Source organism: Caulobacter segnis (genome assembly GCF_023935105.1).
Lineage (GTDB): Bacteria > Pseudomonadota > Alphaproteobacteria > Caulobacterales > Caulobacteraceae > Caulobacter > Caulobacter segnis_B.
The window spans coordinates 541,288-567,072 of record NZ_CP096040.1; the positions used below are offsets into that span (position 1 = coordinate 541,288).

General features: G+C 67.8%; 17 protein-coding genes. 12 read left to right on the plus strand and 5 right to left on the minus strand.

All coding sequences use genetic code 11. From position 1 onward, the window contains the following. Positions 1-44: 44 nt before the first annotated feature. Positions 45-1,997 (minus strand): PAS domain-containing hybrid sensor histidine kinase/response regulator, encoded by a 1,953-nt coding sequence (locus MZV50_RS02815; protein WP_252632910.1) that lies wholly within the window; start codon positions 1,995-1,997, stop codon positions 45-47. Positions 1,998-2,212: 215 nt separating this feature from the next. Between MZV50_RS02815 and MZV50_RS02820 the strand changes: the two genes are divergently transcribed. From MZV50_RS02820 to MZV50_RS02835, 4 genes are read left to right on the plus strand one after another with little or no spacing between them, the layout of a single operon-like run. Further along, positions 2,213-3,187, plus strand: coding sequence for a sugar ABC transporter substrate-binding protein (locus tag MZV50_RS02820; RefSeq protein WP_252632911.1), 975 nt, complete (start codon positions 2,213-2,215; stop codon positions 3,185-3,187). Between the two features lie 6 nt (positions 3,188-3,193). Next, positions 3,194-4,762 (plus strand): sugar ABC transporter ATP-binding protein, encoded by a 1,569-nt coding sequence (locus MZV50_RS02825; RefSeq protein ID WP_252632912.1) that lies wholly within the window; start codon positions 3,194-3,196, stop codon positions 4,760-4,762. After that, the gene (locus tag MZV50_RS02830; RefSeq protein ID WP_252632913.1) at positions 4,759-5,781 is read left to right on the plus strand and encodes an ABC transporter permease; all 1,023 of its coding nucleotides are present in this window, start codon (positions 4,759-4,761) and stop codon (positions 5,779-5,781) included. The genes MZV50_RS02825 and MZV50_RS02830 overlap by 4 nt, the downstream gene beginning before the upstream one ends. A gap of 28 nt (positions 5,782-5,809) precedes the next feature. Next, positions 5,810-8,095, plus strand: coding sequence for a GH92 family glycosyl hydrolase (locus MZV50_RS02835; protein WP_252632914.1), 2,286 nt, complete (start codon positions 5,810-5,812; stop codon positions 8,093-8,095). A gap of 30 nt (positions 8,096-8,125) precedes the next feature. Here the strand turns inward: MZV50_RS02835 and MZV50_RS02840 are convergent, their stop codons facing one another. The 4 genes from MZV50_RS02840 to MZV50_RS02855 all read right to left on the minus strand — a co-directional run bounded on the left by MZV50_RS02840 (position 8,126) and on the right by MZV50_RS02855 (position 17,776). Then, positions 8,126-9,481, minus strand: a complete 1,356-nt coding sequence (locus tag MZV50_RS02840) for a glycoside hydrolase family 27 protein (protein WP_252632915.1) — start codon at positions 9,479-9,481, stop codon at positions 8,126-8,128. Between the two features lie 8 nt (positions 9,482-9,489). Continuing rightward, the gene (locus MZV50_RS02845) at positions 9,490-12,027 is read right to left on the minus strand and encodes a glycosyl hydrolase 115 family protein (RefSeq protein ID WP_252632916.1); all 2,538 of its coding nucleotides are present in this window, start codon (positions 12,025-12,027) and stop codon (positions 9,490-9,492) included. Positions 12,028-12,084: 57 nt separating this feature from the next. Continuing rightward, positions 12,085-14,643 carry a GH92 family glycosyl hydrolase gene (locus tag MZV50_RS02850; protein WP_436792202.1) on the minus strand — a complete coding sequence of 853 codons (2,559 nt, stop codon included), beginning with the start codon at positions 14,641-14,643 and terminating at the stop codon, positions 12,085-12,087. Between the two features lie 76 nt (positions 14,644-14,719). Further along, a complete protein-coding gene (locus MZV50_RS02855; protein WP_252632918.1) occupies positions 14,720-17,776 on the minus strand; it encodes a TonB-dependent receptor in 3,057 nt (1,018 codons plus the stop codon). Between the two features lie 104 nt (positions 17,777-17,880). On the opposite strand from MZV50_RS02855, the gene MZV50_RS02860 reads away from it, so the two are divergent. From MZV50_RS02860 to MZV50_RS02895, 8 genes are all read left to right on the plus strand, one after another. Further along, complete coding sequence (locus MZV50_RS02860; RefSeq protein ID WP_252632919.1) at positions 17,881-18,189, plus strand: hypothetical protein; 309 nt, start codon at positions 17,881-17,883, stop codon at positions 18,187-18,189. Between the two features lie 100 nt (positions 18,190-18,289). Continuing rightward, positions 18,290-18,499, plus strand: a complete 210-nt coding sequence (locus MZV50_RS02865; protein WP_252632920.1) for a hypothetical protein — start codon at positions 18,290-18,292, stop codon at positions 18,497-18,499. Positions 18,500-18,510: 11 nt separating this feature from the next. Continuing rightward, the gene (locus tag MZV50_RS02870) at positions 18,511-19,434 is read left to right on the plus strand and encodes a family 43 glycosylhydrolase (protein ID WP_252632921.1); all 924 of its coding nucleotides are present in this window, start codon (positions 18,511-18,513) and stop codon (positions 19,432-19,434) included. Positions 19,435-19,600: 166 nt separating this feature from the next. Next, positions 19,601-20,392, plus strand: a complete 792-nt coding sequence (locus MZV50_RS02875; protein ID WP_252632922.1) for an ABC transporter permease — start codon at positions 19,601-19,603, stop codon at positions 20,390-20,392. A 9-nt stretch (positions 20,393-20,401) separates the two neighbouring features. After that, the gene (locus MZV50_RS02880; protein WP_252632923.1) at positions 20,402-21,154 is read left to right on the plus strand and encodes an ABC transporter ATP-binding protein; all 753 of its coding nucleotides are present in this window, start codon (positions 20,402-20,404) and stop codon (positions 21,152-21,154) included. Continuing rightward, entirely contained in the window at positions 21,151-22,071 is a 921-nt protein-coding gene (locus tag MZV50_RS02885) for a class I SAM-dependent methyltransferase (protein ID WP_252632924.1), read from the plus strand. The genes MZV50_RS02880 and MZV50_RS02885 overlap by 4 nt, the downstream gene beginning before the upstream one ends. Next, on the plus strand, positions 22,068-24,524 hold the full coding sequence (locus MZV50_RS02890; protein WP_252632925.1) for a glycoside hydrolase family 99-like domain-containing protein: 2,457 nt from the start codon (positions 22,068-22,070) through the stop codon (positions 24,522-24,524). Before MZV50_RS02885 ends, MZV50_RS02890 begins: the two co-directional genes overlap by 4 nt. After that, entirely contained in the window at positions 24,521-25,777 is a 1,257-nt protein-coding gene (locus MZV50_RS02895; RefSeq protein WP_252632926.1) for a glycosyltransferase family 61 protein, read from the plus strand. Before MZV50_RS02890 ends, MZV50_RS02895 begins: the two co-directional genes overlap by 4 nt. Positions 25,778-25,785 lie beyond the last annotated feature (8 nt).

Genomic DNA, 25,785 nt, shown 5'->3' on the forward strand with positions numbered 1-25,785 from the left:
GATGTGCGAAGGCGGGGTAAAGATCGCGGGAAAATTTGGCCGCCTCAGGCGCTGAGTGTCGCGTCCTGGGCGTCGTCGGTGCGGACGTCCATCGCCTCGCCGATCGCCGCGAACAGCGCCGCGCTGGTGATCGGCTTCTGCAGGTGGACGTCGGCCCCGGCCTCGCGGCTGGCGCGGACGTGCTCGGGCCGGGCGTTGGCCGTCAGCATGATGATCGGGACGCGCGCGGCGCCGCGCGCGGTTTCCAGCGCCCGGATCCGCCGGACGGCCTCCAGGCCGTCCATCACCGGCATTTGCATGTCCATTAGGACGAGGTCGGGAGGAGCCAGGCCATACATCTCGACCGCCTCGAGGCCGTTTTGCGCGGTGACGATGTCGGCGACCTCGGCCAGCATCAGCTCGACGACCTTGCGGTTGGTCGGGTGGTCGTCGGCGACCAGCACGCGCGGCGCGCCAGCCGGCGCCTCGACGGTGTCCTCGACCGGCGCGGGCGTCCGCGCGGAGGCGACCAGGGGCAGGGCGAACCAGAACGTCGAGCCCACGCCGGGGGCGCTGTCGCAGTCGAGCTCTCCGCCCATCAGCTGAACCAGCTCGCGCGAGATCGCCAGGCCCAGGCCCGTACCACCGAAGCGGCGCGTGAACGAAGCGTCGGCCTGCTGGAAGCGTTCGCAGATCCGCGCCTTCATCACCGCGTCGAAGCCGATACCGGTGTCGATCACCTCGAAGCGGGTGCGGCCCTGGTCGTCCACCGTCACGCGCAGCGCGACCTCGCCCCGGTCGGTGAACTTGACGGCGTTGTTCAGCAGGTTGGTCAGCACCTGACGTAGGCGTGCGCCGTCGCCGGTGACGGTCCGCTCGGCGGCGTCCGATACGGTGACGTCCAGGCGTACGCCCTTCTCGTCGGCGCGCAGGGCGCAGAGCGCGGCCACCGAGCGGGCCATGTCGCCCAGCTCGAACGGCGCGGCCTCGATCACCATGTGGCCGGCTTCGATGCGGACCAGGTCCAGCACGTCGGACAGCAGGCCCTCCAGACTATGGCCCGAGGCGGCGATCATCTCGACCAGCTCGCGGGCGCGAGGCTCGGTCAGGGTCTTCGACAACAGGTCCGCGCCGGCGATGATGCCGTTCAGCGGCGTGCGGATCTCGTGGCTCATATTGGCCAGGAAGGCGCTCTTGGCCTGGCTGGCCTGCTCGGCATGGTCGAGGGCGGAGCGCAGGGCCTCGGCCGACCGCCTGCGCGCCGTGACGTCCTCGCCCAGGGTGACCACGTGGCGCGCGCCGATGTCGTCGTAGGTGGCCAGGGTCTTGATCAGCAGATGGCGCGTCTCGCCGCCGATCTCGATCGCCTCCTCCAGGACCTGCATCTCGCCGCTGCGCAGGACGGCCGCCTCGATGGCGTGGGTGCGCGCGGCGCGGTCGGCGGGAAGCACCTGGTCGATGGTCCGGCCGATCGTCTCGTCGGCGACCAGGCCGAGGGCGTCCTCGGCGGCGCGGTTGATCAGGACGTAGCGGCGATCCTCGACGTTCCTGACGGTCAGGGGCAGGGGCAGCAATTGCAGGACCGTGCGCAGGAAGCCCTGGGTCTCGACCTCCTCGGTGACGTCTCGCGCCGTGGCCAGCAGGCGAACAATGCGGCCCTCGGCGTCCCTGACCGGGGCGATGGTGGTGTCGCAATAGATCCGGGCCTTGGCGGCGCCGCCTAGGAAGGCGCGAAAGCGAGCGACCGCGCCCTCGGTCGCGGAATTGAAGGACCGGTCTAGCGAGAAGCGGCTTTCCTCGGGCCACAGGGCCCGCCAGTCGACGCGGGCGCCAGGGGCGCCGAACAAGGCCAGGGCCTTCTGGTTGGCATGCTCGACGACGCCGTCGACGCGCAGGATCCAGGCGCTGTCCTGGTTGGCTTCGAGGATGTCCAGATAGCCGTAGGCGCGGCTCGACTCCTCGAACGCGGGCCGCGCCGGACTCGCGGCGCCTTCAGGACGAAACTCTGGCGGCGACATGAAGAGTGCGCGACCTCCGGACCAGCATAGGCCCATGCTTGGCTGAAAAGACCGTTAAGTGCGGCCTCGGCGCCAGGCAGGACTGCCGTGCGGAGGTGGGGAAATAATGAAAAGTCTTTTCTTATTCTTCTTGACATGGAATTTACCTTCCATGCACCCTTCCAAAAAATGAGGGCGCTCGACGTCCCGCATAATCGTTCGTGGAGAGGAAGAGCATGACCCGTCAGCTACCGTCCCGTCGGCGCTTCTTCGGCTTGGCCGCCGGCTTCGGGGTGTCGGCGGGCCTGTTGGGCGCCTGTTCGCGCGGTGGCGCCGGCGCGTCCGAGATCGTGGTCAGCTTCAACGACCTCTCCCAGCCCTTCTTCGTGGCCATGCGTCGCGAGCTGGAGGATGAGGCGACCAAGCTGGGCGTCAAGGTCCAGGTTCTGGACGCCCAGAACAATTCCTCCAAGCAGATCGCCGACCTCGAGGCCGCCGCCGTGCAGGGCGCCAAGGTGGTGATCGTCGCTCCGACCGACTCCAAGGCGCTGGCGACCGCCGCGGACGAGCTGACCAAGCAGGGCGTGGCGGTGATCTCGGTCGACCGCAACATCGCCGGCGCGAAGACCCCCGTGCCGCATATCGGGGCCGACAACGTCGCCGGGGGCCGCGCCATGGCCGACTGGGTGGTCAAGACCTATCCGGGCGGCGCCCGCGTGGTGGTGATCACCAACGACCCCGGCAGCTCCAGCTCGATCGAGCGGGTCAAGGGCGTGCACGAAGGGCTGGCGGCCGGCGGCGCGGGCTTCAAGATCGTCACCGAGCAGACCGCCAACTCCAAGCGCGACCAGGCCCTGACGGTCACCCAGAACGTGCTGACCTCGATGCACGACACCCCGCCCGACGTGATCCTGTGCCTGAACGACGACATGGCCATGGGCGCGCTGGAAGCGGTGCGCGCGGCGGGCTTCCCGTCCAACCGCATCAAGGTGCTGGGTTTCGACGCCATCCCCGAGGCCCTGGCCCGGATCAAGGCCGGCGAGATGGTCGCCTCGGTCGAGCAGAACCCCGGCCAGCAGATCCGCACCGCCCTTCGCCAGGCGGTCGACAAGATCAAGACGGGCGCGGCGCCCAAGAGCGTCAGCCTGACCCCCGTGCTGATCACCAGCGCCAACCTCGCCGAGGCCTCGCGCATCGCCGAGGTGAAGTAGGTCGCCATGACCCTTCTGGACGTCAGTCAGGTCAGCAAGCGCTTTCCCGGCGTGCTGGCCCTCGACCAGGTCCGACTGCAGGTCGGCCGCCAAACGGGCATGGGCGAGGTTCACGCCCTGCTGGGCGAGAACGGCGCGGGCAAGTCAACCCTGATCAAGATCCTGTCGGCCGCCCACGCGGCGGACGGCGGGACCGTGACGTTCGATGGCCAGCTCCTGGATCCCAAGGATACGCCGCTGCGTCGCCAGCAGCTGGGCATCGCCACGATCTACCAGGAATTCAACCTGTTCCCGGAGCTTAGCGTCGCCGAGAACATGTTCCTGGGCCGCGAGCCCAAGCGGCCCCGTTCTGGAAATTGGGGGCTTATCGACTGGGGCCTGCTGCGCCGAGACGCCCAGAGCCTGCTCGATACGCTGGGCCTGCCGCTGGATCCCGACGAGACCGTCCGTCGCCTGACCGTGGCCGAGCAGCAGATGGTCGAGATCGCCAAGGCGATGACCTTGAACGCCCGGCTCATCATCATGGACGAGCCGACCGCCGCGCTGTCCAGCCGCGAGGTCGACCGCCTGCACGCCATCATCGCCGGCCTGAAGGCGCGCGGCGTCAGCGTCATCTATGTCTCGCACCGCCTGGCCGAGGTGAAGGCGATGTGTGATCGCTACACGGTCATGCGTGACGGTCGCTGGGTGGCCAGCGGCGACGTCGCCGAGGTCGAGGTCAGCGACATGGTCCGGTTGATGGTCGGCCGTCACGTCGAGTTCGTCCGTCGGGCTCGTTCGGGCGAGCCGGGCCGCGTGGTCTTGAAGGTCGAGAAGGTCTCGCCGCGCCGGCCGCGCATCGCCGCGCCGGGCTACCTGAAGGACATCTGCCTGGAGGTCCGCGCCGGCGAGATCGTCGGCCTGGCCGGGCTGGTGGGCGCCGGCCGCACGGACCTGGCCCGGCTGATCTTCGGCGCCGACGCCATCGCGTCCGGATCGATCCGCCTGGACGACAAGCCTCTGAAGCTGAAGTCGCCACGCGACGCCATCAAGGCCGGCGTCATGCTGGTGCCCGAGGACCGCAAGCAGCAGGGCTGCTTCCTGGGCCACTCGATCCGCCACAACCTCAGCCTGCCGGCGCTGAAGCCGATCAGCGTCCTGGGCCAATGGGTCGACGAGCGGGCCGAGCGCGATCTGGTCGAGACCTATCGCCAGAAGCTGCGCATCAAGATGGCCGACCAGGAGACCGCGATCGGCAAGCTGTCGGGCGGCAACCAGCAGAAGGTGCTGCTGGGCCGGTCGATGGCCCTGACGCCGCGCGTGCTGATCGTCGACGAGCCCACGCGCGGCATCGACATCGGCGCCAAGGCCGAGGTGCACCAGGTGCTGTCGGACCTGGCCGCCCAGGGCGTGGCCATCGTCGTCATATCGTCAGAACTGGCCGAGGTGATGGCCGTGGCCGATCGCATCGTCGTCTTCCGCGAGGGGGCGGTGGTCGCCGACCTCGACGCCGAGGCGGCCACCGAAGAGGGCCTGATGGCCTACATGGCGACCGGCGCGCTGCCGGCGCCGACAAGGGAACACCGTCCCCAATGACCGCCTCCCCGACCCTCATCCCGGATCCGGCCGCCCAGCGGCAAACCGTTCCCCCGCCCAGCAAGCGCTTCGACCTGCTGGCCTTCGCGCGCAAGCACCGGACGATCCTGTTCCTGCTGCTGCTGATCGCGGTGTTCGGGACCGTCAACGAGCGCTTCCTGACGGCGCGCAACGCGCTGAACATCCTCAGCGAGGTGTCGATCTACGGCATCATCGCCGTCGGCATGACCTATGTGATCCTGATCGGGGGGATCGACGTGGCGGTCGGCTCGCTGTTGGCCTTCGCCTCGATCGCGGCCGCCTATGTGGTGACGAACCTGATCGGCGGCGGGCCGGCGACCTGGTTCCTCGCCCTGGCCGTCTCCACCCTCGTCGGCTTCGTGGGCGGCCTGATCCAGGGCAAGGCGGTGACCTGGCTGCATGTGCCGGCCTTCATCGTCACCCTGGGCGGCATGACCGTCTGGCGCGGCGCGACGCTGCTGCTGAACGACGGCGGGCCGATCTCGGGGTTCGACGAGGCCTATCGCTGGTGGGGCACGGGCGAGATCGCCTTCGTGCCGGTCCCGATCGTCGTCTTCGCCCTGGTCGCGATCGTCGGTCACGTGGTGCTGCGCTACACGCGCTACGGGCGTCAAATCTACGCCGTCGGCGGCAACGCCGAGGCCGCGCGGCTGTCCGGCGTCAATGTCGATTTCATCGTCACCAGCGTCTACGCCGTGATCGGCGCCCTGGCCGGTCTGTCGGGTTTCCTGCTGTCGGCGCGACTGGGCTCGGCCGAGGCCGTGGCCGGCACGGGCTACGAACTGCGGGTCATCGCCTCGGTGGTGATCGGCGGGGCCAGCCTGACCGGCGGCTCGGGCAATGTCGGCGGCACCATCCTGGGCGCCCTTCTGATAGGCGTTCTGTCGAATGGTCTAGTCATCATGCACGTCACCTCGTACTTCCAGCAGGTGGTGATCGGCCTGATTATTGTCGCGGCCGTCGCCTTCGACCATTACGCCCGCACCCATAAGGCCTAGCGGGCCCAGTACGATCAGGACGGACCCGATGCGTTCCTTTCGAGCCCTTCTTCTCGGCGCGGCCCTGCTCGCGCTGCCGCTCAGCGTGCAGGCGCAGTCGGAGCTGATCGGCAAGGTCGATCCGTTCGTCGGCACCGATGGCGGCGGGGTGACCGGCGGCAACACCGTGCCGGGCGCGGGCGTTCCGTTCGGCTTCGTGTCGTTCAGCCCCGACACCACCAACGCCGACACCCACGGCTATGACTCCAAGAGCCCGATCATGGGCTTCTCCTACACCCACGTCAGCGGCACGGGCGGCTCGGGCAAGTACGGCAACTTCCGCGTCACGCCGGCCGTAGGACCGCTGCGGGTCAACCACCTGCACTTCGGCAAGACCAACGAGCGCGCCGCGCCCGGCTACTACGCCGTGGGCCTGGGCAACAGCGAGGCCGAGCGGGTCGAGGTCGAGCTGACCGCCTCGCGCCGGGTCGGCTTTCAGCGCCTGACCTATCCGGCCGTCGCCGAGAGCCAGCTGATCTTCGACGTCAGCTCGGTGGTGGCCATGCGCGGTCGCGGCCAGCGGGTGCGGCTGGCCAAGGTCCAGCTGATCGACGACCACACCCTGGCCGGCGAGGTCACGGTCGAGGGCGGCTGGAACCCCGCGCCCTACACCCTCTATTTCCACGCGGTCACCGACCGTCCGGCCAAGGCCTTCGGGGCGTGGAAGGCCGGGCAGGGCTGGATGGAGACCAAGCCCGGCGTTGGCGCCAGCGAGGGCGGCGTCCAGGTCAAGAGCGCGGCCAACCGCCAGGGGCTGATGATCGAGTACGACACCGAGCAGGAGTTCTCCAACCGCCTCGGCGCCTATCTGACCTTCGACACGACCAGCAACCGCCAGGTCCAGATGAAGCTGGCCGTGTCGTTCATCAGCGCCGACAAGGCCCGCGCCAACCTGGCCGAGGAAATGCCCGGCTGGGACTTCGACGCCGCGCGCAAGGCGGCCGAGGTCCAGTGGGGCGAGGCCTTGTCCAAGATCAAGGTCGAGGGCGGCACGGATGAGCAGCAGCGGATCTTCTACTCGGCCCTCTATCGCTCCCACACCATGCCGCACGACCTCGGCGGCGAGAACGTCTGGTGGACATCCGACGAGCCGCACTACGAGGACTTCTACACCCTGTGGGACACGTTCCGGACGCTGCACCCGCTACTGACGGTGATCCAGCCGCAGCGGCAGCGCGATATGATCCGTTCACTGATCGACACCTACAAGCACACCGGCTGGATGCCTGACGCCCGCATCGCCGGGGCCAACGGCATGACCCAGGGCGGCTCGAACGGCGACATCCTGGTGGCCGACGCGGTGGTCAAGACGCTGGGCGGCTTCGACCTGCCCCTGGCCTATGAGGCGCTGCGCAAGAACGGCGAGGTCGACAGCGACCAGCCGTTCCAGCAGGGGCGGGTGCTGAAGGACTATCTCAAGCTCGGCTACGTGCCGTTCACGGTGACCCGCTCGGCCTCGCGGACCCTGGAATACGCCTATGACGACTACGCCATCGGCGTGGTGGCCAAGGCGATGGGCAAGACCGAGGACGCCAAGCGCTACTTCGCCCGCAGCGGCAACTGGAAGAACATCTGGGATGATAGCCTGGGGTGCGTGCGCCCGCGCTATCCGAATGGCGAGTGGGTCGAGAACTACAGCTGCACCTATGAGTATCCGGACCGCTCCGGGCCGTGGTGGGACGCGGTGTTCTACGAGGGCAATGCGCTGCAGTACTCGACCTATGTGCCGCAGGACGTGGCGGGGCTGATGGCCAAGACGGGCGGCGCCAAGGGTTTCGTGACCTGGCTGGACCACCTGTTCGACGGCCACTACTCGCAGGGCAACGAGCCCGACATCCTGGCGCCGTATCTCTACATCCACGCCGGCCGGCCCGACCGCACGGACGAGATCGCCCGGACGCTGATGGCCAAGCACTACAAGCTGAGCCGCACGGGCCTGCCGGGCAATGACGACGCCGGAGCGATGTCCAGCTGGTACGTCTGGAACGCCATCGGCCTCTATCCGAACGCCGGCCAGCCCTACTACTACATCGCGTCGCCGCTGTTCACGCGCAGCGTGGTGGCGCTGGAGGGCGGCAAGACCTTCACGGTGTCCGCGCCCGCGGCCTCGGAAGCCAATCGCTACGTCACGGCGGCCAAGCTGAACGGCAAGGCCATCGACCGCGCTTGGATCACCCACGACGAACTGGCCAGGGGCGGGGTGCTGGAGCTGACCATGGGCCCGGCGCCGACCGGCTGGGCGACGACGTTCACCGCGCCGCCCAATGGCCAGTAAGCGCTAGATCCTCCCCCAGAGGGGGGAGGATCAGCTCGCCTTCAGACGGTACAGGCCCGACCCGTGCGAGGGCAGCTGGACGCTGAAGCGTCCGGCCGCCGTGCCGGCGTCGGCACGGCTCCACAGATCACGCACGGAGACCGAGGCGGGCAGGCCGACGGTCTTCAGGTCCACGCCTAAGTCGCGCGGCTTGCCGCTGGTGTTGAAGAGGGCCAGGTACGCATCGCCATTGGTTGCCTTGGCCGTCCAGACCCGCACGCCGTCCTCGACGAAGTACGGGCGGTTGTCGCTGGAGGCCTGATTGACAGCCAGCACTTCGGGATTGGTCAGCAGGGCCTTGGTCGCGGCGTCCAGGTGGCGCAGGTCACCACCCATGATCAGCGGCGAGCGGGCGATTGACCACAGGGTCATCAGGGTGCGCTGTTCGTCGGGCGTGAACTTGGTGTCGCGCTCGCCGAGCGCCAGGCGGCCCAACGGCAGCATGTCGGCGTCCGGCCAGCCGCCGTCGCCGATATAGGGCGACCAGTTCTCCAGACGCGTGAACTGGGCGTCCAGCATCTTCCAGTCGTCCCAGAAGTCGTCGGAAATGCGCCACATCTGGGCGTGGGCCTTGGCGTGGGCGCCGCGCACGACCGGCGTCTCGCCCGGCGACATCGACAGGATCATCGGCCGGCCCGTGCGGCCGATGGCGCGGTGGATGGCCTCGATCTCGGCGGCGTGGGCGTCATAGGGGCGCGAGAGGTCGTCGACCTTGACGAAGTCCACCCCCCACGAGGCCAGCAGCCTGAAGACGCTGTCGTAATAGGCCTGGGCGCCGGGCTTGCTCATGTCCACGCCGTACATGTCGGGGTTCCACGAGCAGACGCTGCGTTTGTCGACGATGTCGGCGATCGGGATGTTGGTTCCCAGCACCTTCAGCCTGCGCTCTACCGCCAGGCGCGGTGCGCCGCGCATCAGGTGGACGCCGAAACGCAGGCCCTGGGCGCGGACCTTGTCGGCCAGCGGCTTGAAGCCCTTGCCACCGACGCTGGACGGGAAGCGGTTGGGGGCTGGCAGCAGGCGGCCGTGGTCGTCCAGCGTCGGGACGGGCTTGGCGGCGTATTCGTAGCTACTGGCGCCCGGTTCGTACCACTGGATATCCACGGTCAGGATGTCGTAGCCGGCCGGCAGCAGTTCGCGGGCCATGATCGCGGCCTGCTCCAGGGTCTGGGCCTCGGTGATCGTGGTGGCGAAGCTGTTCCAGCTGTTCCAGCCCATCGGCGGGGTCGGGGCCAGTAGCGGCCTCTTCTTCGGCGCGGGTTTCTTGGTCGCCGCGACGGCGGGCAGGGCGGTCGTCAGGGCGGCGGACGCGCCCAGCAGGCCGCGACGGCTGAGGGTCGAGGTCATCGGCGCTCCTAGTGGTTCTCGTGGGTGGGGATCACCTCGGGGGTGACCAGCCGCAGTTGGTCCAGCGCCACGCGACCGGTGCGCGCGGTCACGGTGACGGTGTGGCGGCCCGGCGCCAGAGCGGGTCCGGCGGTGGCCTTCAGCATATTGTCCAGCACGCCCTGCGCCCAGGCGGCCGAGCCGACAGCACGCGGCCAGCTGACCTTCTGGGACGCCGCGCCGTCGATGCTGACATCCAGCGCGATCTCCTGGCCCTGGCCGTCGGGGAAGATCGGCAGCACGCCCAGCTGGACGCTGCGGCCTTCCGAGGCCACGTCGACCGTGAAGCTCATCGTCGCGCCGGGCTTGTCGGCGATCATCACGCCCTGGCCCCGACCCACGCCCTCGACCAGTCGCCAGCCGGTGTTGGTGGTGAAGGTCTCGGCCTCGGTGATCGGCGACTGGGCCGGCGCATTGCCGTCGACCACGGCCAGGAACTTGGCCGGATCGCTGATCAGGCCGCCACCGGGCATCGGCACCGGACGGGCGCGATAGATGCGCCACTGACTGTCGGCCGGCTCCTCGGGCATGATCCAGCGCCACTTGCCGTCGGCGATCTTGTTGTTGAACTTGTCGGTCAGGGCGGTGATCTCGCTCTGGGCGTCGACGGCGGCGGCGCCCGCCGAGCGGGCCATGACCTGGTCGTTGTCGATCAGCTCGTTGTAGCGCTCGGCGGCGAAGAACCGGACATTGGCGGCGGCCGAGACGCGGATCGGGAACTCCACGAGCTCGAACCAGGCGTCCGCCAGCTCCGGCGGGACCTGGGCGGTGGTCGCCTTGGTCTCGGCGACCAGCTTGCGGAAAGCGCGCAGGCGGTCATTGACCTCGTCGGGGGTGTAGTCGGACAGGTGCCGGCTCTCGGCCTTGGGCAGCCACTCCAGGTGCTCGGGGCGACGCTCGAAGTTCAGACGATAATAGCTGTCCATCAGCGTGGCGGTCTTGCCGGCCAGGGCGGGGCCGAAGTTTCGGCGGCTCCAGTCCTCCAGGAACTGACGCTGGCTCTTGCCGCGCCAACGATCGATGTCCCAGGCCATCTCCAGGAAGTGGCTGGTCCCGATCTCGGCCGGCTTGATGTCGCCGATATTGGCGACCCAGACGTTGCGCGCGCCGGTGTCGAAGGCGTGGGTCATCTCCTCCTGCACCAGGGCCGGCGGCGTCGTGCTGAGCCACAGATACGACAGCGGGAAGCCGAGATACGAGAGGTGGTAGTAGACGCCGGCCCCGCCCTTGCGGCTGGCCTCCTCGCGGCTGGCGAACTGGCGGATGTAGCCGAAATTGTCGTCCGGCCAGACGATGGTGACGTCGTCGGGGACCTTCACGCCGGCGCGATAGATCTCCAGCACCTCCTTATAGGGCACGAAGATCTGCGGGACCTTGGTCACGTCCGACGAGACCTCCCTGCTCAGGATCTCGCGCTGGTCGCTGATGATCTTGTCCAGCAGGGCGACCTTGTCCTGCTGGGTCTTGGGCCCGACCATGCCGGTGTCGTGAATGCCGCGCATGCCCAGGGTCCACAGGCTTTCATAGGACCCGTTCAGCTTGGCGCGCTCGTCCCAGTAGGCCTTCACGCCTTCCGGATTGGTTGCGTAGTTGAATTTGGCGGGGTCGTCCTTCCACTCGCCGACATTGTTGCGCAGCATGGCTTCAGCGTGGGACGAGCCCATGACGATGCCGTACTCCTCGGCCAGCTTGGCGTTGGCGGGATCGGAGTTGAACGGCGCGGTGGTGTGGTGCATCGCCGGCCACAGCGTGTTGGCCTTCAGCCGCAGCAGCAGGGTGAAGATCTTGCGATAGGTCTTGGGCCCGATGTCGCCGCGCTCGGGATCGAAGGTCTTCTCCGCCCACGGATAGAGGCCCCAGTCCTCGTCATTGACGAACACGCCCCGGTACTTGACCGACGGCGGACCGAAGCGATGGACGCCCGCGCGCACGACCAGGGTGTCGCGATGCTTGGGTGTGACGTCGGCCCACCAGGCCCAAGGCGAGACGCCCATGCCCTGAGCCACCTCGTAGGCGCCAAAGGCCGTGCCGCGACGGTCGCTGCCGATCACCACCAGAGCCTTGTCGACGCCGGGCAGGGGACGGTCGACCGTGGCGATGACAAAGCTCTCCCAGGCCCCCTTGAGCCGCGAGACGTCGACCTTCCTGGCCGCGACCAGCTGGTCGATCAGCTTGCTGGCGCCCAGCGTGCCGACCAGGATCGCGGTCTTGCCGGCCGGGGCGGCGGAGACGCTCACCGACTGGCCGGTCACGGTCTTGATGTCTTCGGCCAGGTCGTCGGCGGCGTGACGGACCACGGCGGCGTCCGCCGGATCGACGACGAGGGTCGGGATGCTGCCCGGCGCCACCAGGATGAAGCCGCCCCGCGTGGCGCTGTCGGCGAAGATGGGCTCGGCCTCGGCCGCGGTCCGCGTGGCCGGCGCCTTGGCCGCCAGGGCTCCGGTCGTCGCGCCCAAGGCCAGGGTCAGAGCCCACGCGCTCACGGTCGCCAGTCGGACCCACTTCATCGGCACACTCCCTCGCACTCTACGCACACGGCCACGCTAGAAGACGCGTGGCCAAGATCAACGACAGGCGGACGGATCCGCCGCGATCAGTTCGACTTCCGCGACCTGGACCGCCTTACCCGTCGTCAGCTCCAGCCGATAGCGGGCATAGGCCTTGGCCTTCAAGTCGAAGGTCCTGGTGGCGTGACGATGCGCGAAGCGCTCGCCCTTCCGTTCGTCCAGCTTTAACCAGCGCTTGCCGTCGAAACCGCTGAAGCGCCAGGCGGCCGGGTCGGCCTCCGCGGCCCCGACGCTGACCGTGTAGGCCTTCAGGCAGGTCGCGGCCGGACGGGTGAACACCGCCGACTGGCCGGTCGAGGCGGTCCAAACCGTCGAGGTCTTGCCGTCGACCAGGGCCGGGGCGTCGGCCTCGACCTTCAGCACCGCGCCGTCATAGGCCCACTGACCGGGCGTGGCGCTCATCGTGAAGTTCAGCACGCCGCCGCCCAGCAGTTGGGCCTGCGAGAGGAACGGCCCGGCCAGCGGTTTGCCGTTGAGGGTCGCATTGGCGATGTAGGGGCGGTCGTCACCGGCGTTCTCCGCCAGGATCTGCAGCGTCTTGCCGCCTTCCAGGTGCAGGACGCTGCGGGCGTGACGCGGGCCGTGCAGGTAGAAAAGGTCGCTGGCCAGCTTGGGGAAAAGGCCCAGGCGGTTGAAGACGTAGTTTGAGCTCATCGCCCCGGCGTCCTCGTCGCCCGGATAAGCGGTGGGCGTGAAGTGCGCGAAGACCTGCTTCGCCCAATAGGACGACAGGTCCGCCCGGCCAATGGCGTGGAACAGCCACGGCGTGGCGAACGACGGCTCGTTGGTGATGTCGATCAGGCCCGCGTCCAAGGCATGGTTCAGGCGCTCGTTGAAGCGCACCCGCCCGCCCATGGCCTCGACCAGGCCCGGCAGATCGTGCAGCACGCCGTACGAATAGATCCAGGCCGTGCCTTCGTAGTAACCGACATTGTTGTGGACCTTGCCGTCCCAGCCCAGCTTGGGGTCGATGTCCTGGAACTTGCCGTCCGGATAGCGCGGCATCAGGAAGCCCTGGAAGCCGTCGCTCTGGGTCTCCGGGTTCCAGATCTTGCGCCAATTGGCCGAGCGTTCGGTCAGTTGGGCAGCCTCATCGGACTTGCCCGCCTTGGCCGCGACCTGGGCGGCGAAATAGTCGTTCAGCGCGAAGCCGAGCGTCGAGGAGCCTGACTTGGCGCGCTGGTTGTTAGGCTCGGGGCTGAGATCGCCGACGCCGAAATATCCGCTTTCCAGATAGCGCGGCCGGCGGCGTTCGAAGGCGTTGAAGTGGGTCACCCGCCAGGCCTCCTTCCAGTCGACACCCTGGACGCCGCGCAGGGCGGCCTCGCCCAGCACGTTGTCGACCTCGTCGCCGCCCTGGCCGACATGATAGTTCTGGCCGCCGATGATCGCCGTGTCGGCCGCGCCGAACTTGTCGAAGGTGTGGATCAGCGAATTCAGGTTGGCCGCGTAGTCGCTGGGGCGCAGCGCCGACATCAGCGGGAACAGCGTCCGATAGGTGTCCCACAGGGTGTAGTGCTCGTCCCAGTTCGGGCGGCCCAGTTCCTTGGCCGGCTGGTCCAGGGTGCGATCCCGGGGATGGGTCGAGGCGTGGTACAAGGCCGTGTAGAAGCGCCGGGTCTGGGCCTTGTCCAGGCCCGAGACCTCGATCTCGCCGAGGCGGTCGTTCCAGGCCTTCTGGGCGGTCTGGCGGGCGCCGTCGTAGTTCCAGTCGGGGATCTCGCGGTCCAGCAGCGCTTCGGCCGTCTGGGCGCTGGTGAAGGACACCGCGATCTTGACCAGCAGCGGCTTGCCGGCGGCGGTCTTGAAGGTCAGCCAGGAACCCAGGCGCTCGTCGCTACCGGTCTGGCCTTCGACCGCGTCGGGGCGGGCGCCGATCTTGTCGAACACGCCCCAGGCGGCGGGCTTCTGGTCGACCTTGGCGACGAACCAGATGTCGATCAGGGCGGGGTTCCAGTAGCCCTTGGCCTTCACGTGGCCGACGATCTTGCCCTCGGCGGGATAGAGCTTCACGTCCGCCTGGTCCGAGGCGACCAGGCCGCCGACCTTGCGCGTGACGTCGAAGACCAGCTGGGCCTTGTCCGTGGTCGGATAGTCGAGGCGATAGATCGCCGAATAGTGGGCGGGCGTGACCGCCGCGCGCACGCCGTAACGCGCCAGCAGCACCGAATACTGGTCGGCGGCCAGGGCCTCTTCGGCCTTGGGCGACAGGTGGGCGGCTTCGTCGAATTGGGCCTCGCCGACCTGGGGCGACAGCAGGAAGGTGCCGTAGGTGGTGACGCCGCCCGACCCCTGCGAATGCAACTGGGCGAAGCCGCTGATCGGCTCGGCGGCGTTGTAGCCGGCGTTGCTGGGTTTGGGGGTCTCGGGCGAAGGATGGATGGAGCCGTTGGGCAGGGTCGGCCCGGGAATGGTGTCGCCCTCGTTGTCGTCGCCGAGGCCGACGGTCAGGATGGGCAGCGTGTAAAGCGACGGATCGGGCACGGCGTGGGCGGAGGTCGACGCCATCAGGGCGGCCACAATCAGCAGGGGCTTCACGCGACGTCCTGGCATCAAGATCCTCCGTGTTCTCGAAAACATAGCCGGTCCACGAATGGACCGGCTATCAAGTGCTTCACAGGGGAAGTGAAGATCAGAAAGTGGCGCGCGCCGTCACGGTGAAGGTGCGACCGTCATAGTCGACCCAGCGCGAGACCCGACGGTCGTTCTCGAACTCGAACCGTGCGGAGTCGGTGAGGTTGTAGGCGTCCACCGACAGGGTGAAGTTGTCGGTGACATTGTACGAGGCCGACATGTCCAGCTGACCGCGCGCCCTGACCGAGCGTGCGCCGCCGGTATAGGTGCCGTTGGCGTTCAGCGGATAGTCCGAGCGATAGTTGTAGACGGCGCGGATGCCGTACTTCGGCGTCTCGTAGTAGCCGATCAGGTTGACGTTGTGCTTGGAGATGCCCGGGAACGGAGCGATCGAGGGGCTCTTGGACGTCGTGTAGGCGTAGTTGAAGCTGCCGCCGAAGTTCTTCCAGAAGCCGGGCAGGAAATCGAGGTTCTGCTGGATGTTGAACTCGACGCCCTCGACGGTCGTCGGCTTGTCGAGGTTATAGGCGCCGCTGGCGTTGACGTGCACCTGGCGGGTGGCGGTCGAGAGGCTGGTGGCGTTGCAGTAGGCCCCGTCCCATGACAAGGCGCCGAAGCCCCAGGTCGAGCCGTCCGAGGGGCAGAGCAAAGCCGGGTCGGACGTCGAGGCGATGCGACCGGTGATGTTCTTGCGGAAATAGGCCAGCGAGACCAGGCCGTTGGGGCGGTTGTACCACTCCAGCGACAGGTCGAAGGACTCGGCCATGTAGGGGCGCAGGTTGTTGTTCCCGATCTGCACCGAGACGTCATAGACGCTGACCGAACCCGAGCTGAGGCCGGTGTTCAGGATCTGGCCTGGATTGACCTTGGTCGACGGCGAGTACTGGCGCGGGTGCGGGCGGACATAGGTCTTGTAGTAGGCGCCGCGCAGGATCAGGTCGTCGGTGACGTCGGCCACCACGATCGCCGACGGTAGGAAGAAGTTGTACTTGTTCTTGTACTGGTCGGTCTTGAAATCGTTCGGCGAGCCGATCGAGTCGACCGGCGGCTTCGTCCGGTCCAGCGTCGTGATGGTGTTCTTGGTGTCTTCGTAGCGGCCACCGAAGTTACCGCGCACGCCGTGGCCGAAGATCTCGGTGTCGTACTTCGCCTGGATGTAGAACTGATTGATATCGTTCTCGTTGGTGAAGTTCTTGTCGTAGTAGGCGCCGTCCGAGTACTGGATGTTCAGGCCGGTCGGCGACAGCGTGCCGCCCGGATAGACCGAGACGGGCGTCACCGCGCCTAGGAAGCGGCGGATGTCCAGGGTCTGCCAGTTCTTGGTGTAGTTGCCGGCGATGCCGCCCATGAAGTCGTCCACGAACGGCGCGGTGCTCAGCATGTCCGGCGTGATCTTCGACGTCTGGATGCCGTAGCCGAACACGCGGTAGCCCGTGGAGACGTACTTCTCGCGTTCGAGGCGTACGCCGCCCTGGATGCTCTTGATCGGGCCCCATTCGACGAAGCGTTCGCCGTCCAGACCCAGGCTGTTCAGCTCGTTCTTGGCGTAGCTCTGCGAGCCTTCCAGGCCCAGGCGGATCGAGCTGTTGGCCGACGTGCCGTTGTTATAATACGACACCGGGTCGTTGACGTTGCCCCACGTCCAGGTCGTGCCCGCCGGCCCCAGCGTGTTTTGCGGGGTGGGGCGCGTGACGTACGAGAAGCCGCCGATATCGTCGAGCCCGGTCGACATCGAGCCGTTGATGTTGTTGCCGCCGGCGCGGGTGGGATTGACCACGTCGACCGAGGTCTCGACCGAGGCGTTGGAGCCCGACGACAGGCTCAGGGCCGCGGCCAGGCGCCACTTGTCGTTGCTCCAGTCGATGTTGCCGATGACGCCGTTCGACTTCTGGCGCTGGGAATAGAGGCGTGTCGAGGACAGGCCGTTCATGTTGGTGAAGTCGTAGCCCTGGTACAGGTAGCGGCCGTCGTTCGTCTGGATCGGCGTGCCCGTCGGCGTGATCACCGTGCCCGCGCCCGGCGTCGAAGACGGGGCGACGTAGTTGATCAGGAAGTACTGGACGGTGTCGGGCAGATTGCGGTCGGTCGAGAAGCCGATCAGGCCGATCTTGGTGTTGTCGTTCGGCTTCCACTCGACGCCAGCCGTGCCCGACCAGACCTTGCCGACATTCATGCGGGTGTACTGGCGGATGGCGCTGTTGGCCCAGACGCCGTTGGTGCTCTTCGAGCCGGTGTTGCTGGTGACATAGGCCGCCGCGGCGGTCGGCGACAGGCCCAGGGCCTGGCCTAGCGAGCGGCAGTACGAGGTCGCGTTGCTGGCGCAGGCGGTCGGCGAGAAGTACTGGCCGTACGCCGCGTTGAACTGGGTCGGCGTCAGGCCGGTCATGGCCGAGGTCAGATAGTCGTAGTTGTTGAGGCGGACCGTATCGCGGCGGAAGTTTTCCTTCTTGTAGGCGAGGGTGCCGAACACCGCGAGGTTGTCGGTCAGGTGCTTGTTGTAGCCCAGCGTGGCGGCGGGGGCCTTGAGATCGCCCAGGGTGTTGTACTCGTACGACCCCTTCATGAAGCCGCCGTCCTTGCGCGAAAGCGCCGGGGCGATCTGCAGGTCGACATTGCCCGAGAGGCCGCCCGAGACGGTGTTGGCCATCGGCGACTTGGCGATCACGAACGCCGAGAAGATGTCCGAGTTGAACGCGCCCAGCGGCGAGCCCTGGTTGTCGCGCAGCAGGGCGGGACCGGCGAACGACTGGCCGTTCAGGGTGGTGCGCGCGTACTCGCCCGGCATGCCGCGCAGGTTGATGGTGGCGTCGCGGCCTTCGGCTTCACGGTTGATCTGGACGCCCGGAATGCGCTGCAGCGCCTCGCCGACGTTCAGGTCGGGGAAGCGGCCCAGGCCGTCCGACGAGATGCCGTCGGTGATTTCGATGGCGGCCTTCTTGGAGCGCACCGCATTGGCGTAGCTCTGCTTGAAGCCGGTCACGACGACCGCGTCCAGGGTGTCGCTCGACGGCGCGGCGGCGGTCTGCGCGGCGGCGATGGCGGGCAGTCCCCCGATGACGGTGGCGGACAGAAGCGCGATCTTGAGAATGCGCGCGGGGCTGATGTTGGGGTTCACGATGTTCCCTCCTCCTTGTTGTCTTTTTCACCGCCTTGGCTGGCAGTTTATTGGCCTGACCTCTTTAGCGGTATCAGGTCAGGGCGGTTCATTCAATTTGTCTGATGAATAAGATTGACGACAACGTTTCAATGCTGCCAATATGCAACAATCGCCATATCAAATTGATTCAAAACGGTTTTTTATATGAAATTGGTTTGATTGGCATATTTTTTCACAACCTTACGTTAGAAATTATTTTTCTTCCGTTTGAAGTGGCCAGGCCAAATGGTCGTTGGAGGTTATGGTACCGGAACCATCGCGTCGCTCAGGCGGCGGGGCGCCTATCGCCGGGATTCGGACGGGACGCCGGCCCGAAAATGAGTGCACAAAGGGTCGAGGGCTTATCCTCGATCGGGATCGAGGAAGCGTAGGAATGGAGCGTATGGGCCGGGGGTTGCTGGCGGGCGTCGCGGGCTTGGCCATGGTCGGCCTCGGGGGCGCGGCGCGCCAGGGACCTAGAAGTCCACCGACATGGTCCCGCGTGGCGACGCCATTCTGTTGGTCGACGCCGTCCAATGGAGCGCCGGCGGCGACGCGGCCTGGAACGGCTTTGGCCTGCCGCACATGAAGTACCGTCCCAGGCTGGATCCGACCCGCGTCGGTTTCCGCCTCGAACCGTTCACCGGCGAAGGGACCACGCCGGACAGGGCCCGTCCCGCCCAAGCCACGCCGCCGCAATAGGAGTTATCCCGATGAAGCGTCTTTCCCTCTTCCTCGCGGCGGCCCTGATGGCGGGGCCCGCGCTCGCCGGCCAGCCCATCAGCCCGCGGTTCAACGCCGATCCGTCACCGCACGCCTTCAAGGGCGGCTACTACCTCTACGCCACCGACGACGCCTCGAACTCGGGCCAGTACTGGGACTCGACCACCTGGCGGCTCTACAGCTCCAAGGATCTGAAGACGTGGAAGGACGACGGCGCGTTCCTGGGCGTGACGGTGTTCAAGTGGGCCAGGCCCGACGCCAAGGCCTGGGCGCCGGAGGCGGCCTATCGCGACGGCAAGTACTACTTCTACGCCCCCGTGGGCGGCGACAAGATCGGGGTGGCGGTCGCCGATAAGCCCGAGGGGCCGTTCGTCGACGCGATCGGCGCGCCGCTGGTCGACAAGGCGCGCGACGCCAACGCCGGGGCCGAGCCGATCGACCCGCAGGTGCTGATCGACGACGACGGCCAAGCCTACATGGTCTTCGGCACCCGCGTGCCCAAGATCGTCAAGCTGGGCGCGGACATGAAGAGCCTGGCCGGTCCGATCCAGGACATCGCCGTCACCGGCTTCCCGGCCGAGGACCCCAAGAAGAAGTACGGCGAGGCCCCGTTCATCCACAAGCGCCAGGGGCTCTACTATTTCAGCTTCTCGACCGGCTGGCCGGGTCAGATCGTCTACGCAACGTCGAAGAGCCCGATGGGGCCCTACGCCTATCGCGGCGTGATCCTCGACTATCTGAAGATCTCGACCAACCACCAGGCGATCCTGCAGGACAAGGGCAAGACCTGGTTCTTCTACCACGACAACCTGCTGCCCGGCGGCGGTGACCACCGACGCTCGATCGCTATCGAGCCGCTGCGCTACGGACCGGACGGGACGATCCTGGAGATCAAGCCGAGGGCGGCGAAATAGGGCCACGCCGAAATTCGAAGGTGGCTCGACTAAAGTTTTTACGCAACACTCCGGGCGCGAGTTGAGAGACCGGCGCTCGGCAACCTTCCAAAGCATTGTCGGGCGGCCCTGGGCTCTGTAAGCAGGCGCCTTGCCGGTCGCCCCAGGGCGCTAAGGAAGGTTGCGAATGCCGAGTCCCGTGATGGCGGCGCTCAAGGACGTTGGAGACGGCATCCGTCTCGCGCCCCTGTGGTGGCGAGTGGGCCTGGACCAGACGGCCTCGCGCTTCCAGCGCTCGATCCTGGGTCCGTTCTGGATGGCCTGCAACCTGCTGGTCGTCGCCTTCGCCCTGGCCTTCCTCGTCAGCGCCATGATGGGCGTCGACATGTCCAAGAGCTATCCGCAGGTGGTGGCGGGGCTTCTGGCCTGGTCGTTGGTCGGCACCGCCATGGCCGAAGCCCAGGCGATCTTCCTCTACAATTCCGGCCTGATGCAGAGCCAGCGCCTGCCGCTCAGCTTCTATGTCTTCCTGCACGCCCAGAAGGCGGCGACGAACTTCCTGTTCCAGCTGATCGCCTTCTGGGTGACGATGCTGGTGCTGCGCAAGTTCGCGATCCCGCACTGGACGCTGATCCCGGCGCTGGTCGTCATCCTGCTGATCGTCTGCATTCAGGGCTTCATCATCGCCATTCCCTCGACGCGCTTCCGCGACGTGGCGTACATGATGAGCTACCTGGTCCAGTTGTTGTTCTATGTGACGCCCGTGTTCTGGACGGCCGATCACCTGAGCCCGAAGGCGCGCCGGATCGTCGAACTCAATCCCTTCACCCATCAGGTCGAGTTGCTGCGCGCGCCGCTGACCGGCCACGCTCCGGCCATGATCGACTGGTGGTGGACGCTGGGCACGACCGGCGTCCTGGCGGTGGTCGCGCTGGCGCTGCTGGCCATGTTCCGCAAGCGCGTGGTCTTCTGGCTGTAGGAGCGGGCGATGACTCACCAGATCACGCTGAAGAACGTCGACCTCGACTATTTCGTCTACAGCCTGCGCTCGCAGTCGCTGCGCAGCGCCGTGTTCAACCTCGCGGTCGGCGGCACGATGTACAAGGCCGCCGGCGACGTGGCGGCGGTCAAGGCGCTGCACGACATCAACCTGGAGATCGTCGAGGGTGACCGCATCGCTTTGGTGGGTCACAACGGTTCGGGCAAGACGACCCTGTTGAAGGTGATCGCCGGCATCTACCACCCGACCCGTGGCGAGCTTTCGATCGACGGGGACATCACCTCGATGATCGCCATCAACGCCGGCATCGACATGGAGGCCACGGGTCTCCGAAACATCCACAAGCTGGGCCTGATGCGTCGGCTGCCGCGCAAGGTCATCGACAGCCGCGTCGACGCCATCGCCGAATTCTCCGGCCTGGGCGACTTCCTGCACCTGCCGGTCCGCACCTATTCGGCCGGCATGCTGGCGCGCCTGATGTTCACGGTCGCCACCGAGTTCGAGGCCGACATCCTGGTGCTGGACGAATGGCTCAGCGCCGGCGACGCAGAGTTCGTCAAGAAGGCCGGCCAGCGCATGCATCAGATGGTCGAGGACGCCAAGATCGTGGTCATGGCCACCCACGATCACGACCTCGTCCGCCGCGTCTGCAACCGCGTCTGCGAACTGCAGAGCGGCCGTATCGCCTTCCTGGGCACCACCGAGGAATGGCTCGCCTACCGGGAATCCCACGCCGCATGACCGACACCGCCCGCCGCCTCGCCCACGAGGACCTCAAGGGGGTCGACACCGACGCCTGGATCGCGCGGCTGAAGCGCTCGGTCGCCGAGCGCGTGCAGGATGGCGCGCTGTATCCCGAGTTCCCTTCGGCCGAAATCCAGCGCCAGTTCGTCGGCTCGGCCTACGAGGACGCCCTGGACGAGGCCGGTCGGTTCTACCGCTTCGCCCAGGAGAGCATGGTCGACCGCGCCTACAAGCGGTCGGCGGGGCAGGGCTATCTGGATTTCGGCTGTGGCTGGGGCCGCATCGGCCGCTTCTTCCTGCGCGACTTCCAGGCCGAGCACATGGCCGGGGTCGACATCGATCCGGACATGGTCGCCTTCTGCGCCGGCGCCAACCTGCCGGGCCAGTTCGGTACGATCGTCAACGGTCAGCCGCTGCCGTTCGCGGACGGCCAGTTCCGGCTGGTGACGGCCTATTCGGTCTTCACCCACCTGCCGCCGCACCTGTTCCGCGCCTGGCTGGCCGAACTGCTGCGCGTGCTCTCTCCGGGCGGCCTGCTGGTGTTCACGGTCGAGCCGCCGCGCTTCCTGGACTTCCTGGAGTCCACCGACTCCAATTCCGACAACGCCTGGCACGTGGCGCTGTCGGCCTACAAGGACCAGCTGCCGCGCATGCGGGACGAGCTGGCCCGTGACGGCGTCGCCTATCTGCCCTCGGGCGGCGGCGCGCACCGCGGGGCCGAGATCTACGGCGACACCACGGTCACGGCCAAGTTCGTGGCCAAGGAAGCCGCCCCGCACGGCGGCGAGGTCGTGCGCTATGTCGATGATCCCGCCCAGTTCTGGCAGGCGGCGGTGGTCATCCGCAAGCGTGAGCCGCGTGGACGCCAGGGCTTGCTGGCGCGCCTGCTGGACCGCCTGACGGGCAAGGCATGACGATGTTGCCGCCCGGCCTCAAGCCCGGACGTGACGTTGCGATCGAGGGCGTGGACGCCCAGGGACGGGTCGTGCTGGTCGGGACCGGCGACGATCCGCAGATGATCTGGACGCCGCCCAAGGCCGAGCGCGCGGCGTTGCGCGCGGCCCGCACCGTCCGGATCGACGTCAAGCTGGAGGGGCTGGACGGCGAGTTGGTCGGGCCGGCCCTGTTCGCCGACTGGGGCGACGGCTTTTCAGAAGATTCCTACGCGCGGCTGAAGGCCGGGCCCGACGGCTGGTTCGCCTCTCTGCCGGCGCGCAGCCGCCAGCTGGTGCGGGTGCGTCTGGATCCGTCCGAAGGCCCCTGCTGCTTCACGGTAGGCAACCTCACGGTCAAGCCGGCCGGGCATCTGGGCAGCGATCCGCGTGGCTGGAAGGGCGTGGCGATCCAGGCGCTCAAGCCGGCCCTGGGGCCGCTGCGCAAGCCTGTCGGCGCGGTCTGGCGCAAGGGGCGCGCCATCGCCGGGCAGGTTCGCGCCAGCCGCGCCCAGACCGGTGACGCTGGTCCGGTTCGCGCGGCCTATACCCACGCGATCCAGGTTTCCAAGAACCTGCGCAGTCCGCACTTCGCCGCGCCGATCGCCGCGCCGATCACGATGCCGGCCGACGCGCCCAAGGTCGTGGCGTTCTACCTGCCGCAGTTCCATCCGTTCCCGGAGAACGACGCCTGGTGGGGCAAGGGCTTCACCGAGTGGACCAACGTCTCCAAGGCCCAGCCGCAGTTCCTCGGCCACTACCAGCCGCGCCTGCCGGGCGATCTCGGCTTCTACGACCTGCGCCAGCGCGAGGTGCTGGCCCAGCAGGTCGAGCTGGCCAAGGGGGCGGGCGTCCACGCCTTCTGCTTCCACTACTACTGGTTCGCCGGCAAGCGCCTGCTGGAGAAGCCGATCGAGCTCTATCTGGCCGATCCGACCCTGGACCTGCCGTTTGCCCTGTGCTGGGCCAACGAGAACTGGACCCGCCGCTGGGACGGTGACGAGACCGACGTCCTGATGGCCCAGAAGCACTCGCCGGAGGACGATCAGGCCGTGTTCGAGGACATGGCCCGCTACATCCGGGATCCGCGCTACCTGCGGGTGGGCGGCAAGCCGGTGCTGGTGCTGTACCGGCCTGAAATCCTGCCCGACGCCAAGGCGACCACCGACCGTTGGCGCGAGCAGGCGCGGGCCATGGGGCTGGGCGAGCTGCGGTTGCTGTGCACCACGGCCTTCGGCTTCCAGGACTACGCCAGCCATGGCTTCGACGGGATCATCGACTTCCCGCCCCACGCCATCGTCGAGGGCGAGATCACCAAGTCGGTGACGCCGCTGCACGAGAACTTCACCGGCAAGGTCTACGACTATCCGGCGGTGGTCCGGCACAAGCTCTCCGAACTCTCGAGCGTCGACGCCGCCTTCGTGCCGGGCGTCATGCCGGGCTGGGACAACCAGGCCCGCAAGCCCTGGGCCGGCCACGCCTTCCACAACGCCGATCCGGAAAGCTACCTGACCTGGCTGTCGGGCGCGCTGAAGCACGTCGAGGCCAAGCATCCGAAGGGTGAGGGCCTGGTCTTCGTCAACGCCTGGAACGAGTGGGGCGAGGGGGCCTATCTGGAGCCCGACCGCTGGTTCGGCCACGGCTATCTGCACGCCACCCGCGCCGCCCTGGGCGCCTATGTGCCGCGCCTGACGGATGCTCATCCGCTGGTGGCCGAGGCGCGGGCGGGGTTCCAGAAGCGCGCCGACGCCGTCGTCCTGCTGCACCTCTTCTATCCGGAGCTGATCGACTGGTTCGCCCAGCGCTTGGCGGCCACGGCGGGCGATCTCGACGTGATGATCACCGTGCCGGAGAGCTGGAGCGAGGATGACCTCGCCCGCGCTCGCGCCGCCTTCCCAGCCGCGCACTTCGCCATCGCCGAGAACCGCGGTCGCGATATCCGGCCCTTCGTCGAGACCCTGCGGCGGGCGCGGGCCCTGGGCTATTCGGTGTTCTGCAAGCTGCACTCCAAGCGCTCGCCACACCGCGCCCAGGGCGACGAGTGGCGAGCCGAGCTGTTCGACGGGCTGCTGGGCGGCGAGGCGGCCAGCCTGGCCTTGCGCGCCTTCGCCCAGGATCCGAAACTGGGCCTGCTGGCCTCGTCGGAAGCGCGCATGCGGATCGGCGATCCCGACGTGATGGACAACAACTGGACGGCGGTGAAGCGCCTGTCGGCCCGCATGGGCCTGAAGCTCGAACCCGAGACGCCTTTCGCGGCCGGCTCGATGTTCTGGGGACGGACGGAAGCCTTCGCGCCGCTGTCGGACCTGACCGACGCCGAGATCGACTTCGGGCCGGAGCTGGGCCGCGTCGACGGCACGACGGCCCACGCGATCGAGCGGCTGACCGCGGCCATCGTCGGCCGCGCCGGCTATCGCGCGAGCTTCGAGCTGTGAAGCGGGTGCTGCGCGTCGCCCGCCGGATCGCCAAGGGCGCGGCCGGCCGGCTGAAGGCGATGGTCCCCGAGCGTCCGGAAGGGCCGGGCACGCCGCTGGAGGTGGTGTTCGAGGAAAACGTCCTGCCGCGCGTCGACGACGTGCTGGTCGAGCCGCCGCCTCCCGCGCCGGGCGCCATGGCCCAGGCGATCCCGCAAGTGATCCTGGACGAACCCGAGACCCGCGCGCTGCTGGGCGGTAACAGCGGCGGAACCGATGTGCCGCCCTGGGCCCATGGCGCCAACGGCGTGCTGCGCTCGCGCGTGGACCTGGTCCGCCTGCCGGGCGTCTGGCACGCCCCGGCCTATGGCGCCCTGTTCAACGACCAGGGACTGGTGTTCCACAAGGCCATCCACGAGGCGCTGTACCTCACCCCGACCCTAGGCCTGCTGCCCGGCGTCAAGGTCGAGGCGGACGGCCCGGTGTTCCGCGTTCCGGACGACGTCCCGGTGGTCGACCGGGCGACGGTGTTCATGGCCTGGGGCGGCCTGCACAACTACGGCCACTTCCTGATCGACTGCCTGCCGGCCCTGGCCACGGCCATGGGGGCGGGCGCGACCGAGCGCTTCCCGGCGATCACGCCGCCGCTGCTGCCCTGGCACCGCGAGCTGCTGTCCCTGATGCTGGGCGACCAGCCCCAGCCGCGTCTGATCGAGGCGCCGCTGGTGCGGATCGAGGACGCGGTGTTCGCCACGGCCATGGACCACTTCCTGCACGCGCCGAACGCGCCGCTGGACAGGGTGCGCGAGCGGATCCTGGCCGCCGCCGCTATCGATCCCGCCGGCGGCGCCAAGCGCATCTACGTCACCCGCCGGGGCTCGCAGAAACGGGTGCTGGTCAACGAGCTGGACCTGGAGACGGCCCTGGCGGCGCGCGGCTTCACGATCGTCCGGCCCGAAGAACTGTCGGTCCGCGACCAGATCGCCCTGTTCCACCAGGCCGACCTGATCGTCGCGCCCGCCGGTGCGGCCCTGGCCAACGTCCTGTTCTGCCGGCCGAGCGCCAAGGTCATCGAGCTGCAGCCCAGCAACTTCATCGGCGTCTGGGTGCGCAACATCGCCCTGCTGGTCGGGGTCGACTGGCGCGCGTTCTTCGCGCCCTCGCCGCTGAGCGAGACCGAGGTCTATCTGGAAGGCCACCATCGTCCGAACGCGGAGTTCAGCTGGCGGCTGGACCTGCCGGCGTTCCTCGCCTTCCTCGACGCCGCGCTCTAGGGGGCGGT

What these genes read in the sequence shown, in the direction of transcription:
- MZV50_RS02815 (WP_252632910.1), bottom strand. Translation starts at nt 1,997, where the DNA reads ATGTCGCCGCCAGAGTTTCGTCCTGAAGGCGCCGCGAGTCCGGCGCGG.
- MZV50_RS02820 (WP_252632911.1), top strand. Translation starts at nt 2,213, where the DNA reads ATGACCCGTCAGCTACCGTCCCGTCGGCGCTTCTTCGGCTTGGCCGCC.
- MZV50_RS02825 (WP_252632912.1), top strand. Translation starts at nt 3,194, where the DNA reads ATGACCCTTCTGGACGTCAGTCAGGTCAGCAAGCGCTTTCCCGGCGTG.
- MZV50_RS02830 (WP_252632913.1), top strand. Translation starts at nt 4,759, where the DNA reads ATGACCGCCTCCCCGACCCTCATCCCGGATCCGGCCGCCCAGCGGCAA.
- MZV50_RS02835 (WP_252632914.1), top strand. Translation starts at nt 5,810, where the DNA reads ATGCGTTCCTTTCGAGCCCTTCTTCTCGGCGCGGCCCTGCTCGCGCTG.
- MZV50_RS02840 (WP_252632915.1), bottom strand. Translation starts at nt 9,481, where the DNA reads ATGACCTCGACCCTCAGCCGTCGCGGCCTGCTGGGCGCGTCCGCCGCC.
- MZV50_RS02845 (WP_252632916.1), bottom strand. Translation starts at nt 12,027, where the DNA reads ATGAAGTGGGTCCGACTGGCGACCGTGAGCGCGTGGGCTCTGACCCTG.
- MZV50_RS02860 (WP_252632919.1), top strand. Translation starts at nt 17,881, where the DNA reads ATGAATAAGATTGACGACAACGTTTCAATGCTGCCAATATGCAACAAT.
- MZV50_RS02865 (WP_252632920.1), top strand. Translation starts at nt 18,290, where the DNA reads ATGGTCCCGCGTGGCGACGCCATTCTGTTGGTCGACGCCGTCCAATGG.
- MZV50_RS02870 (WP_252632921.1), top strand. Translation starts at nt 18,511, where the DNA reads ATGAAGCGTCTTTCCCTCTTCCTCGCGGCGGCCCTGATGGCGGGGCCC.
- MZV50_RS02875 (WP_252632922.1), top strand. Translation starts at nt 19,601, where the DNA reads ATGCCGAGTCCCGTGATGGCGGCGCTCAAGGACGTTGGAGACGGCATC.
- MZV50_RS02880 (WP_252632923.1), top strand. Translation starts at nt 20,402, where the DNA reads ATGACTCACCAGATCACGCTGAAGAACGTCGACCTCGACTATTTCGTC.
- MZV50_RS02885 (WP_252632924.1), top strand. Translation starts at nt 21,151, where the DNA reads ATGACCGACACCGCCCGCCGCCTCGCCCACGAGGACCTCAAGGGGGTC.
- MZV50_RS02890 (WP_252632925.1), top strand. Translation starts at nt 22,068, where the DNA reads ATGACGATGTTGCCGCCCGGCCTCAAGCCCGGACGTGACGTTGCGATC.